This window comes from Arthrobacter roseus (genome assembly GCF_016907875.1).
In the GTDB taxonomy this organism is placed as follows: domain Bacteria; phylum Actinomycetota; class Actinomycetes; order Actinomycetales; family Micrococcaceae; genus Arthrobacter_J; species Arthrobacter_J roseus.
On sequence record NZ_JAFBCU010000001.1, the window covers coordinates 335,588 to 348,708 of the forward strand.

Genomic DNA, 13,121 nt, shown 5'->3' on the forward strand with positions numbered 1-13,121 from the left:
ACACCAAGGAAAGTAACCTTATTATTCTGTGCGGGTTTTCGCGCGCACGGTGCGTTGATGTGTTTCAAAGGAGAACAGTGGTGGCTAACCCCATTCGGGTCGGAATTGTCGGAGTCGGTAACTGTGCAGCGTCGCTTGTCCAGGGCGTGCAGTATTACCGCGATGCGGATGAAACTGCCACAGTTCCCGGACTTATGCACGTGAAGTTCGGCAAGTACCACGTCAACGACGTTCAGTTCGTGACGGCGTTCGACGTCGACGCCAAAAAGGTGGGCCTGGATCTTGCGGAGGCTATTGGCGCGAGCGAGAACAACACCATCAAAATCGCCGACGTTCCCACCACCGGCGTCAATGTACTCCGCGGTCACACCCTGGATGGTCTGGGAAAGTACTACCGCGAAACCATTCTTGAGGCCGACGACGAACCGGTTGACGTTGTCGCCGAGCTCAAGGCATCGAAAGTGGACGTTCTCGTTTGCTACCTGCCCGTCGGCTCGGATGCTGCCGCGAAGTTCTACGCACAGTGCGCCATCGACGCCGGAGTTGCCTTCGTGAATGCCCTTCCGGTCTTCATTGCTGGAACCAAGGAATGGGCGGATAAGTTCACGGCCGCCGGCGTCCCGATTGTCGGCGACGACATCAAGAGCCAGATCGGTGCCACGATCACCCACCGCGTCATGGCGAAACTCTTCGAAGACCGCGGCGTCACCCTTGACCGCACCTACCAGCTCAACGTAGGCGGCAACATGGACTTCAAGAACATGCTGGAGCGCGAGCGGCTCGAGTCCAAGAAAATCTCCAAGACCCAGGCCGTCACGTCCAACACCTCGGCCAAACTATCCGCCGACGACGTCCACATCGGTCCGTCGGACTACGTTTCATGGCTGGATGACCGCAAGTGGGCCTTCGTCCGTCTGGAGGGACGCAACTTCGGGGATGCACCCGTATCACTGGAGTACAAGCTCGAAGTCTGGGACTCACCCAACTCTGCAGGTGTGATCATCGACGCTGTCCGCGCAGCGAAAATTGCTCTGGATCGTGGAATCGGCGGACCGATCCTCTCCGCCTCGAGCTACTTTATGAAGTCCCCACCCGAGCAGTATGCGGACGACATCGCGCACGAAAAGGTAGAGGCCTTCATCCGCGGCGACGTGGAACGCTAGCCTCTCCACCCCTCGATCCGTCCGCAGTTATTTGTTGGAAAAGATGCCGCCTTGGCCCTTATTCCAACAAAAAGTGCGGACGGATCTGGCGTTAAGGGCTGACTCACGCCGCGGTGCGCCCCAGGGCTCCCTGAACAACCATCGAGGCCCGCCGGAAGTCACCCCGTAAATCGGTGCGGTTGAACTTGAAGTAGGACCATCCAGCAGCGTTGAAACCCTCATCACGCCTGTTATCGCGGGCCTGCTGCTCCGGTGTCAGGTGAACACCGCCGCCGTACTGAATTGCCACCCGCTCCCGTCGATAGCCAAGATCTGCGGGCAGCGACCACGGATCCTCCGGATCAACGCGGACCTGCAGTTCCGGCTCGGGCAGCCCCCACTCCAAAAGTGCCAAACGGAGTTTGGTTTCCGGCGGAGAGTCGGCACCAACTCTCATCAGCTGCAGGGCTTCCCTCGCCGTGACGATCCCCGGAAAATTCGGATGACCTGACAGCAATGTGAATAGTTCTGATCGGACGTTCCAGGGCGCACTCCATTCCTCGAATGCCGCTCGAGGAACGCGAAGGAGCTGGTCTCCGAGGACAACCGCATCCGGCAGAGATAGTTTCGCCGCCAGATCCAACCACGTTCGTGCCGGCGTCGACATACGGATACCGTTCCACATTTGCACTTCACCCTCACGCACAATGACCGAATGGCCAACAATCCCGGGTTGGCGCACTGCCCCTGATCTGTGGAAACACTCAGATGAAGAGCGTCAGAAAACGCTAAGTGCGCAGGAAGGTACAAGCCGCCAATGCGAGCGGTAGTTTCGTGCGAAACCCAGGCGTGAGGATTGGCTGCGCTCAGTACGCGAGCCCTATCTTCGACATCTGTTGTGGTCCCAATAACCCTATAAACGCTGCGGGCAACTCGTTCGATATCCGGCGCACGAAGCCGCTGTGGGGAGACGCCGAGCCCCATAGCTTCCGCTCCGGTGAACTCGCGTTCGTGGAGCTCAGTGGGCAGTGGTTTGGGCGTCCGCATACACGCCATTCTTGCCGGTTCCCAAGAGCCAAATCGAGTTATCCACAGGTTGAGACGTTTTCATGTCCCCCGCTCTAGGACCCGACCGCACTTATTGTTGGAATAGCGCTCCAACCTGCATCTTTCCAACAATAACTGCACACGCGTTCGGGGATAAGGGCGTCAGAACAGACCGACCGGACTCCCGTCGTCGGCTACGTCCATGCGCATGGCCGCTGGCTCCTTCGGCAGACCGGGCATGGTCATGACGGCCCCGGTCAGGGCCACAATAAAGCCAGCGCCGGTCTTGGGGATAAGGTCTCGTACGTGCACGGTGAATCCCTTCGGCGCACCGAGTTTCGATGCGTCGTCGGAGAAGGAGTACTGCGTCTTGGCCATACACACCGGCAGATTGTCCCACCCGTTGCGTTCAATTTCGGCCAGCCGGCGTAGGGCGGCCACGCTGAACTCGACGTCGTCCGCGCCGTAGATCTCCTGCACCACGGTCCGGATCTTGTCTACGACAGGCAGATCCAGCGAATAGAGGTGCCGAAAGTCGTTGGGTTTGGCCAGCGCGGACAGCACGGCCTCGGCCAGCGCATCTCCTCCGGTACCGCCTCCGCCGTGCGCCCAGACGTCGGCGACGGCGGCCTCCACGCCTTCCTTGGCACACCAGGCCATGATCCAGTCCAGTTCGGCGTCCGTATCGGTGACGAAACGATTGATTCCGACGACGGGGGTCAGCCCGAACTTCTCAACGTTGCGGATGTGCCGCTCCAGGTTGGCCACACCCTCTTCCATGGCGGGCACGTTAGGTTCGGTCAAGTTCGTTTTTGGTACGCCGCCGTGCATCTTCAGGGCTCGCACGGTGGCCACGATGACGACGGCAGATGGTGCAACGTCTGCGTACCGCGCCTTGATGTCCATGAACTTTTCCGCACCAAGGTCCGCCCCGAATCCGGCCTCAGTTACCACCACGTCGGCTAGTTTGCGGGCAGTGAGTGTGGCGAGGGCGGAGTTGCAGCCGTGCGCAATATTGGCGAAAGGCCCACCGTGTACCAGGGCCGGTGTCCCGGCGATGGTCTGCACCAGGTTGGGTTTGATCGCATCCTTGAGGATCAGCGTGAGCACGCCCGAGACACCGAGATCATTCACGGTGAGCGGTTTGCGGTCATAGGTGTAGCCGAACGTCATGCGGCCAAGCCGCATTTTGAGGTCTGCGAGGTCACTTGCCAGGCAGAAAACCGCCATGATCTCCGAGGCCACGGTGATGTCGAAGCCGTCCTGCCGCGGAACGCCCTGGGTTGGTCCGCCAAGGCCGATGATCACCTCACGCAGCGCGCGGTCGTTCATGTCCAGGACCCGCTTGAACGTGATGCGGCGCGGGTCAATGTTGAGCTCGTTGCCCTGATAAATATGGTTATCCACCAGTGCCATGAGGGCGTTGTTGGCAGAGGTGATGGCGTGGAAATCACCGGTAAAGTGCAGGTTGATCTCTTCCATGGGCAGAACCTGGGAACGCCCTCCTCCGGCGGCACCGCCCTTCATGCCAAGGACTGGTCCGAGCGAGGGTTCACGCAGGGCGATCATGACACTCTTGCCCGCTTTTGCCAGGGCATCTGCAAGACCCACGGTCATCGTTGATTTACCTTCCCCAGCTGGCGTGGGGCTCATGGCGGAGACGAGCACTACCTGTCCAGGGGCCTTGCCTGTATCCGGCAACTGCACAGGGTCTATTTTGGCCTTGTAGCGTCCGTACTGCTCCAGTGCCTCTTCCGGGATACCTGCCTTGCGGGCAATGTCCTGGATGGGTTCCATCACTGCTTGCCGTGCAATCTCAAGGTTGTTCAGGGCAGGTGTGTCAGACATTTGGTCCTCCGAGTGTGGGCACGTCGTCGTACTGGTCACAACCTACCAGTGGCCGCCGACAATCAGGAGAGCCCCGCGCGCTCCAGAATGTACTCTGTCATCGGTTCGTAGAGCCCGGGGCAGACGTTGTCATCGAGGGGTACGGCGACGCTCAGTTGTCCTTCTGCTTCAGAGACGAATAGTCCGGGGTCGTTGCAGTCCGCGAATCCGATGGTTTCGATGCCGCTACTTGCCGCAAACCCTGCGTATCCGTGATCAGCAACCACGAGTTCCGGTCTGTCCAGTCCGCGTTCCTGAAGCAGTTCGAGGCTCAATTTCATGGGGTGCGGATAGTGCGTGTGGGCTAGTCCGCCATGCTGGTGCCAGACCAACACCCCAAACAATTGCCGCAGATCGCCCTCGAGGAACGGGTTGCCTTCAGGGACACGCACGACGACGGCGCCCGCCTTTTCGGCCGCAACGGCCAGTGCGGCATGAACCGGGAGCAGCCCGGCGGGGTGCCCTGTTGCGAAGAGGATCCGCTTTCCTGCGCGCACGGCATCGCCGAGTACGCTGGCGAATCGGTTCAGGGCTGCCACGCACTTCTGCGCGGAAATGGTGTCCTGACCCTCAATGAGTTCGAGATCGTTGCTGGTTCCGACTTTTCCGTGCATGAGGTCGAAGACTTCGTTGAAGGTCCACGCCCGTGAGAGCCGTACGCCGAATTCGAGGTGCTCGTTGCCGTCGCAAAACCAGCGCATGTGCTTCAGGTTGTCCTGCCGAGGTGTTGCAACGTTGCCAGTTATTTTGGCGGAGTCCAGGTACTGAGCAAGTTCGTTGGGAGTCACACGTCCATACTAGGCAACCCAGACTCAGTGGGAAGGCGATCCGAAGTCCTCGACGGCGTTCCGGTAGCTCTGGGCTGTGAGCATTGCGGTGCGGTTCCAGCCGAAAGCGCGGGCGTGGATGGCGGCGCCGTTGGCGAGGGTCTGCCGTAGCCCGGCGTCGTCGTAGAGCTTTTCCAGTTCTGCCGCCCACAGCGCGGGGTCGTGACCGTCGACTAGTAGGCCAGTGCGCCCGTGGCTGACGGCCTGCGGTAGTCCGCCTACGTTCGCGGCAAGTACGGGCGTGCCGCAGGCCTGCGCTTCGAGGGCAACGAGGCCAAAGGATTCGCTGAAGGAGGGCATGACGACGACGTCGGCTGAACGGAGCCAGGTGGCCAGAGTTGCTGGTTGAACTGCAGGGTGCAGGGACACCGTGTTGTGAAGGCCGTGAGATTGGACAAGCGGTTCGAGCTGAAGCTCTTCGGCGCCGCTGACTGATCCAAGGATGCTGATTTTCAGGGGGATGTCGGGGCGACTTTTCGCGAGCCGAGCGGCCGCTTCGATGAGAATTTGGGGGCCTTTGAGTCGCTGGATACGGCCCGCGAAGACAAGGTGAAAGGCGTTCTGGCTGACGTCAAGCGAGGCGCGGTCAACCGGAGCGGGGTGAAAAATCTCCAGGTTCACTCCTGGCGGGATGATGTCGATGCTGCCGCTGGGAGCGCCATAGTGCGTTGCCAGTTCGCCGGCTTCACGGCGGGTGTTCGCGATGAGGCGGGTGGCTCCGTCCACTATTTTTTGTTCACCCTTGATACGGATGGCGGGCTCAACGCTTCCATACGCGGGAGCACGGAGGTTCTTGACCTTTCCCATGGTGTGCATCGTGTGCACGAGCGGCAGCTTCCACGTTTTGGCCAGGCGTAGACCCGCGATGCCCGATACCCAGTAGTGAGAGTGGACCACGTCAAAGTGTTCGTCACTGAGGTGTTTCTGGATGGCGTGGACAGCGTCTACCAGCGAGTCGTGCAGTTCGGGTAGCCGTTCCTTGGCCACTTTTTGGCGGGGGCCAGCCGGTACGTGGCGGACTATGACACCGGGGGCCAGCTCTTCGGTCTCGGCTTGGTCTTCAGCGTGCGCCCGGGTGAAGATCTCGACGTCGATCCCTGTTTTGGCGAGCTCCAACGCCATCGATCTGACGTAGACGTTCATGCCGCCCGCGTCTCCGGATCCGGGTTGTTCGAGCGGTGAGGTGTGCAATGACAGCATGGCAACTCGCTGAATGTTGGTCACGGCACTCCTCCTTGATGTTGCGGCTGTGTCTTGTGCTGGTGGGATTTTCGTTGCGTCGCGGCCGTTATGAGCTTATAACGCCCTGTGGAGTTGTTTCCTTCCGGGCATCCGCTACCGGCGGGTAATCTTGCGGCCGTTAAATGCGGAAGCCCGCGCATGGAAGCGCGGGCTTCTCCCAGTGGGACTCTGACAGATGTCATAAGTTCCTCCTTTGCGACGAATGGAACCTGATATGACGACTATTTGATGAAGAGGTTATGTGGCTCTTCACGGTTGGTGGTGAATCCGGGGTTCGTGTCGTAGCAAAGTAAGGGCCCGTGGCCCTGTTGAGATGGATGTGTCTAGCATTCTTCTCAAGTCAGGAACCACGAGCCTTGAACCAGCCTACCCAGTCGTGCCCGGATGCGGCGACGACACTGTTCAATCTGCCCGACTACCGAATCGTCACCGCCGTTACGAACGGTGACGGTATCCGTGTTGTCACCATCGCCTCGGACTTCCCGCCGGGCTGCCCTGGCTGCGGCATGATTTCCACCCGGGTGCATTCGAGACGGAGACAGCGGGTTCGCGACATCCTTGTCGCCGGGCTGGTGAGCGTGTGGTGGGCCAAGCGCCGGTTCTTCTGTGACGAACCTGCCTGCACCCGGAAGACCTTTGCCGAGTCGACCCCGCAAGTGCCCCGCTTCGCCCGGTCTACGGCCAGACTCAAGGACACGCTCAAAGACGCCGTCGTCTCCTCCGGCAGAGCGGCCAGCGAGGTCGCGGCCGCGTTCGGGGTCTCCTGGTGGCTGGTCAACACTGTTGTTGTCGCTGCCGCCCTGGCGCTGCCATCGGTGGACCTGCTGACCCCGGCACGGCTGGGGATCGATGAGCACCGCTACCGATCCGTGCGCTGGTTCAAGGACCAGCAGAGCGGGAAATGGTCCCGGTTCGAGCCATGGATGTCCACCATCGTCGATGTCGATTCCGGCCAGGTACTGGGCATCGTGAACGGCCGCGACAGCCACGGCGTCGGGGCTTGGCTCAAGTCCCGACCCGCCGCCTGGCTGGCCGGCATCGAAACGGTCGGGATCGACCCGTCGGCGGCGTTCCGCAAAGCCCTGCGCGAGCACCTGCCCGACGCCGCCGTCTCAGTGGATCACTTCCACCTCGTCTTGCTGGCCAATGACATGCTCACCGGGGTCCGCCAGCGCGTCGCCCGGGAGCAACACGGGCGCCGCGGCCTGAAAACGGACAAGGCCTGGGCCCACAGGCGGTTGCTGCTGCGCGGCTACGACACGCTCTCCGACGCCGGCAAGAAACGACTCGATGATGTCTTCGCCACCGATGATCCGACCCAGGAACTCGCCGCCGCCTGGGGAGTGAAGGAAGCACTGCGACTGATGCTTTCCAGTAGCAATCCAGCCAGCGTCCAAGAGCGCCAAGAGTTCTTTGAGCGCCAGGTCAAGTCGGCGGCGATGATGGAAACTGATCGGCTGCTGACCACCGTGACCAAGTGGTGGCCAGAGATCCAAACACTGCTCGACACCCGGGTCACCACGGCGAAAGTCGAGGCAGCCAACACGATGATCAAAAACATCAAACGGATTGCTCGAGGGTTCCGCAATCCGACCAATTACCAATCACGTATCCTATTGAGAAGTGCTGCCCGGACGGTGGCATGAAATTCATCTCAGCGGGCTGATATTCACCACGAAACGCGAAGAGCCGGTTATGTTGCGGCAGCGCCAGGTGCTGTGCGTCGTCTCTCGCCTGGTTGGACTTGATGGATCGTATTCGCTCCCAGAGGGAAACACTGTTTCGTAATTTTCGCAGCATGAGCTGGACCTCCTTTCGGGTCAGATAGTTGGGCATGGTCCCAGTGGCGGGGTCGGAGTTCTTAGTCTGTTCGGGGTCGTTGTCGAACGTGGTGAGGTTTCCCGACATGACGAATTCGCCGCGTGGCGCCGGCTGGGGCAGGGTTTTGACTGATCTGGCGATGGTTGTGTGCAGGGTTGGCACAGTGAGCTCCTGATAATGGAAATGGTTAGTGTTTTTGCCGTTGAATCGGCGGGAATAGCCACGGGGCACATGAAAAGACGAACCGACGTAGCTAAAAAGAGAGAACTATCCCCGGGTTGACGACGGGGTGTGAATTCCGGTTTTAGCGGAAGTTAGTGCGCCGCAGTGAAGAAGGCGGGCCGGAGCTTGACGGTAAAGATGCCGTCCAGATTGTTAATCACGAATACCCACCTCCTTTTCTATACTGCGTGCAGACAGAAACAGTGCGGAAACCAATTGGTAGGTCTCAATCGCACTTCTATAACGTACAACACCTTCGCAACAAATGCCTAGCTGCTGCTCAAACTTTCTCCAAAAACTTTGTGTAACGACGTCTTAGAGGTTCCAGCGAAGAATCGCGGGAGTGCGCTTGTCCCACCCAAGAGCACAGACCGCAGCTGTCCCGAGAACAAAACGCCGACCTTCGACGGGATCCAGCTCGAGCCATTGGGAGGCGAGAATTCGCAGAAAGTGGCCGTGCGCCACGAGGAGCACTTTCTCCACCGGTGCGGCGTTGGGAGTGCGGTCGGCGGTGGTTCCGCAGCCGGCCTGAACATCGGAGACGATGCTGCGTGCCCGGGCTGCCACCTGGTCAATCGATTCGCCGTTGGGTACGCCATCTTTCCAGATCAGGTAGCCGGGCTTCTCTTGGCGAATATCGGCGCTGCGTCTGCCCTCATAGTCGCCGTAGTCCCACTCGTGCGCTGCGGGCACAACCTCAGCATCTGGGTAACCGGCCAGTTCCGCCGTGCGCCGCGCCCGGACCAGAGGCGAGGTAAGGACCCGATCAAACCGGATTCCCTCCAGTTTGGAGCTGGCAGACAGGGCTTGATCCTCGCCAGCAGAGGTCAGCTCAAGGTCCGTTAGACCGGTGTATTTGTGATCACGGGACCACTCGGTTTCCCCATGGCGAAGTAGCCACAACTGCGGCAGCTCCGTTCCCGCGGGAGTGGTGAACGGCTTCGCTGCCCCGGACTGTTCCTCATTGGCCATGGTTCCTCCTCGTTGCACCCAGATTAGTCCTCGTCGCGTGATTCAGGCTGTTCCTGCCACCACTCGAGAAGTTTCCGCTCAGCGTCTGCGGCCTCCTGCGGGCCGTTTTCCATTCGTTCTTCCAGCAGGAACTTATACGCACGGCCCACAATGGGGCCAGGGCGGACTTTCAACAACTCCATGATGCGAGCCCCGTCGAGATCCGGACGGATCGCCGCGAGTTCTTCCTGCTCGGCCAGTGCGGTGACCCGCGACTCCAGATCGTCATAGGCGAACGCGAGCCTCTCGGCCTTGCGCCGGTTCCGGGTGGTGACATCGGCGCGTGTCAGCCGGTGAAGCCGCTCAAGGAGGTTCCCGGCATCATTGACGTACCGGCGCACGGCGGAATCAGTCCACGAAGAATCTCCATAGCCGTAAAAGCGCATGTGCAGCTCCACCAGGCGCGCCACAGCCTTGATGGAATCATTGTTGAAGCGCAGCTCACGCATCCGCTTCTTCACCAATTTCGACCCGACCACGTCGTGATGCAGGAAGCTCACCGCGCCATCGGATTCAAACCGGCGAGTAGCCGGCTTGCCCACGTCGTGCATGAGCGCCGCAAACCGCAGCACAAAATCCGGTGCGGGGACGACGCCATCGTTATCGGTTTCCAGAGCGCACGCCTGATCCAGTACCTGCAGTGAGTGCTGATAGACATCCTTGTGCCGATGGTGTTCGTCCGTCTCGAGCCGGAGGGCGGGGACTTCGGGCAGCACGTGGTCCGCAAGACCAGACTCCACGAGGATATCGACGCCGGCACGGGGATTCACCCCGCAGATCAGCTTCACCAGTTCGTCCCGCACCCGCTCAGCCGAGATGATGTTGATCCGCTCTGCCATGGAGTTCATCGCCGCGCCGACTTCCGGAGCCACCGTCACCTTCAACTGGGAGACAAACCGCGCCGCACGCATCATCCGCAACGGATCATCGGAGAACGACGACGACGGCGACCCCGGCGTGCGCAGCACACCTTTGCGCAGGTCTTCGCGGCCACCGAACGGGTCCACCAGCACCAGGGACGGCAGTTTCAGTGCCATCGCGTTGATCGTGAAATCACGGCGGTAGAGATCGTCCTGAAGCGACGTCCCGAAAACAACCTTTGGTTTGCGCGAATCCGGATCGTACGCCTCAGCGCGGTACGTAGTCACTTCGATCATGTGCTCACCACGCCGCATGCCAATGGTTCCGAAATCACGGCCAATCTCCCAGTAGGCGTCTGCCCACCGTCGGATCACCGCGATGATCTGGTCTGGATCGGCGTCGGAGGTGAAGTCCAGATCCGGTGAAACTCTTCCCAGAAAGAGGTCGCGTACTGGGCCGCCAACCAGCGACAGTTCATAGCCTCCTGCTGTGAAAATCCTTCCTAGTTCCACGACAACGGGAGGAAGCGGATCAGCGAATGAGGGTTCAACGTCGGAGTGCACCATAGTTCCTTAAGCGTGCCAGATAACCGGCCAAACGCCATTACCGGCGGAACGACGACCCACGGGGTAAGGGCGCGGTGCTCATGAACGACAAAGATCGTTAGAGTGGATCCATGGCCCGCCCAGTACCGAGTGCTCCCAAGCGGACCCCGTTGACGGTATCAATGGGGAGCACCGGCGTGCCCACAACGCACCATTCGCTGCCAACTGTTGAGGAAGTATCCGCCGGCGGCATGGTCGTGGACACCTCTACCCCCGATCTCAGCGTCGCGGTCATCGCCAGGCTCAATCGCGGTGGGCGCCTCGAATGGTGTCTGCCCAAGGGGCACCCAGAAGGCAGGGAAACCAACGAGGAAGCTGCAGTCCGGGAAATAGAAGAAGAAACGGGCATCGAGGGCCAGATTCTGGCTGCGTTGGGGAGCATCGACTACTGGTTCACCGTCAGCGGTCACCGTGTCCACAAAACGGTTCACCACTACCTCCTGCGTGCTACGGATGGTGAGTTGACCATCGACAATGACCCGGACCACGAGGCGATCGACGTCGCCTGGGTCCCCTTGAACGGGCTTGGTGGGCGTCTTTCTTTCCCGAACGAACGTCGGATTGCCGATCTGGCCCGCGACATCCTTCCCCAGTTCCTGTAACCGCCGCCGCCTGTCGCAAGGGCGGTATCGCCGGCTCTGGTGAGACCATAGGAAACGATGACAGAACTAAGCACGGGCGCACTGCCCATTCTTGACCCGGTGTACCCGCGCCGGCGAACGCTCCGTCACACCGACGTCCGCGTTGAGGCTGGCCCGCAGCCGCAGCACGACGACGGCCAGGAAATGGCTGACAGCGGTGACGGAACGGGCAACATGGCCCGTTCCAGCGCCATCATGGCGGCCGGAACCATGACGTCCCGTCTGTTGGGGCTTATGCGCACAGCGCTACTCGCTCTTGCTCTGGGCAATACGGGCTTGATCACGGATATCTTCTCCATCGCGAATGTGCTGCCTAACTTCATTTATCTGATGGTCGCCGGCGGCCTGTTCAATGCGGTACTCGTTCCACAGGTCATCAAGGCAATCCACCTTCCGGACCGCGGATCAGATTTCATCAGCCGCATCATGACGCTGACCCTGGTGGTGCTGGCTCCGCTGACCCTGCTGGTGACTCTCGCCGCGCCTCTGATCCTCCAGACGGTGACGCAGTTGGACGCTAATCAGCTGCCTCTGGCCACCATCTTTGCTTATTGGCTTTTCCCGCAGATCTTCTTCTACGGGCTCTACGCCGTCATGGGGCAGGTCCTCAACGCCCACGGACGATTCGGGGCGTACATGTGGGCGCCTGCGCTGAACAACGTGGTCGCCATCGCGGGCCTGCTGGTGTTCATCGCCATGTTCGGCACCAATCGGGATACCGGTTTCAGTCCGGGCGAGTGGTCCAGCCAGGCCACCGTGGTGCTTGCTGGCAGCACCACTCTGGGCATTGTCCTGCAAGCTCTGATTCTGATCTGGCCGCTGCGCAAGCTTCGTTTGGGTCTGCGGCCCCAGTTCGGTTTGCGGGGCGTAGGCCTGGGCACGACGGCGCGGGTCGCTAAATGGACCATCCTCACGATGCTGGTGGGTAACGGCGCCTACCTGGTCTATACATCGGTGGCCAGTAAGGCATCTTCGCTGCGCAATGACCTCATGGCACAGGATCCGCCGCAGAATATCGCCGGGCACTTCACCCTCGAAACGGCGTCAATGCTGTACATCATTCCGCATTCAGTCATTGCCTTATCGCTGGCTACTGTCCTCTTCAACCGCATGTCGCATTCCTTCACGGACAAGGACCTCGACGGGGTGCGTGAGTCCATTTCCACTGGGCTGCGGACTATTGGGGTGGCAACAGTCTTCTGTTCGGCGGTTCTGGTGGTGCTGGCCGGACCTATCAGCGTGTTCTTCAGCGGCAGGTCCGACGTCGACGCAGCCATCCAGGCGCAGGTGCTGGTTCTCCTGGCTGTCAGCGCCCCGTTCTTCAGTTCCACTTTTGTGATGAACCGTGCGTTCTACGCCAATGAGGACGGCCGCACGCCGTTCATCATGCAGGCCATCCTCTCCGTCGTGGGCGTCTCGATGGCAGTTGCGGCAGGCTTGCTTCCTGCGCAGTTCATCGTCATGGGCCTGGCGGTGGCGTATTCGCTGGGTAATGTGGCCGCCACGATCGTGAGTCACATCTTCCTCAAAAGGGAGCTAGGCGATTACGGTGCCGGTCATATTGCCGATGTTCATTTGCGACTTGTTGCGGCCGCTCTCGTGTCGGCGGCTGTAGGCGGGGGCGCGCTCTGGCTCTTCGGCGGGTACAACACTGACGGATTCGCGTGGCAGAACTACTTCACCGCTGTCGTCGTCGTTGTTGTGTGTGGCACGCTTATGGGGTTGGTCTACCTGGCGCTCTTGAAAGCGCTGCACGTCAACGAGCTCAAGGACTTCCTGAAGCCACTACTGCGGCGCGTGGGCCGGGCCTGAGCA

10 protein-coding genes are annotated in these 13,121 nt (G+C 60.5%); 4 read left to right on the top strand and 6 right to left on the bottom strand.

Annotation, left to right across the window (positions count from 1 at the left end):
• Positions 1-77 precede the first annotated feature (77 nt).
• Positions 78-1,163: an inositol-3-phosphate synthase gene (locus JOE65_RS01760; protein ID WP_205161627.1), complete on the top strand. Its 1,086-nt coding sequence runs from the start codon at positions 78-80 to the stop codon at positions 1,161-1,163.
• A 103-nt stretch (positions 1,164-1,266) separates the two neighbouring features.
• Here JOE65_RS01760 and JOE65_RS15005 read toward each other — a convergent pair whose 3' ends face one another.
• From JOE65_RS15005 to mshA, 4 genes are all read right to left on the bottom strand, one after another.
• Complete coding sequence (locus tag JOE65_RS15005; RefSeq protein ID WP_239536582.1) at positions 1,267-1,809, bottom strand: PDDEXK family nuclease; 543 nt, start codon at positions 1,807-1,809, stop codon at positions 1,267-1,269.
• A gap of 542 nt (positions 1,810-2,351) precedes the next feature.
• Positions 2,352-4,037 (bottom strand): formate--tetrahydrofolate ligase, encoded by a 1,686-nt coding sequence (locus JOE65_RS01770; RefSeq protein WP_205161628.1) that lies wholly within the window; start codon positions 4,035-4,037, stop codon positions 2,352-2,354.
• A 62-nt stretch (positions 4,038-4,099) separates the two neighbouring features.
• Positions 4,100-4,864, bottom strand: coding sequence for a phosphatase (locus tag JOE65_RS01775; RefSeq protein WP_205161629.1), 765 nt, complete (start codon positions 4,862-4,864; stop codon positions 4,100-4,102).
• A 24-nt stretch (positions 4,865-4,888) separates the two neighbouring features.
• Positions 4,889-6,127, bottom strand: a complete 1,239-nt coding sequence (mshA, locus tag JOE65_RS01780) for a D-inositol-3-phosphate glycosyltransferase (RefSeq protein ID WP_205161630.1) — start codon at positions 6,125-6,127, stop codon at positions 4,889-4,891.
• Positions 6,128-6,501: 374 nt separating this feature from the next.
• Between mshA and JOE65_RS01785 the strand changes: the two genes are divergently transcribed.
• The gene (locus JOE65_RS01785) at positions 6,502-7,791 is read left to right on the top strand and encodes an ISL3 family transposase (RefSeq protein WP_205161631.1); all 1,290 of its coding nucleotides are present in this window, start codon (positions 6,502-6,504) and stop codon (positions 7,789-7,791) included.
• Positions 7,792-8,503: 712 nt separating this feature from the next.
• Here JOE65_RS01785 and JOE65_RS01790 read toward each other — a convergent pair.
• Positions 8,504-9,160 (bottom strand): histidine phosphatase family protein, encoded by a 657-nt coding sequence (locus tag JOE65_RS01790; RefSeq protein WP_205161632.1) that lies wholly within the window; start codon positions 9,158-9,160, stop codon positions 8,504-8,506.
• Between the two features lie 23 nt (positions 9,161-9,183).
• A complete protein-coding gene (locus tag JOE65_RS01795; protein WP_205161633.1) occupies positions 9,184-10,626 on the bottom strand; it encodes a CCA tRNA nucleotidyltransferase in 1,443 nt (480 codons plus the stop codon).
• A gap of 110 nt (positions 10,627-10,736) precedes the next feature.
• Between JOE65_RS01795 and JOE65_RS01800 the strand changes: the two genes are divergently transcribed.
• Both JOE65_RS01800 and murJ read left to right on the top strand, forming a co-directional pair.
• A complete protein-coding gene (locus tag JOE65_RS01800; RefSeq protein ID WP_205161634.1) occupies positions 10,737-11,267 on the top strand; it encodes an NUDIX hydrolase in 531 nt (176 codons plus the stop codon).
• A gap of 57 nt (positions 11,268-11,324) precedes the next feature.
• Positions 11,325-13,118: a murein biosynthesis integral membrane protein MurJ gene (gene murJ / locus JOE65_RS01805; RefSeq protein ID WP_205161635.1), complete on the top strand. Its 1,794-nt coding sequence runs from the start codon at positions 11,325-11,327 to the stop codon at positions 13,116-13,118.
• The last annotated feature ends 3 nt before the right edge of the window (positions 13,119-13,121 follow it).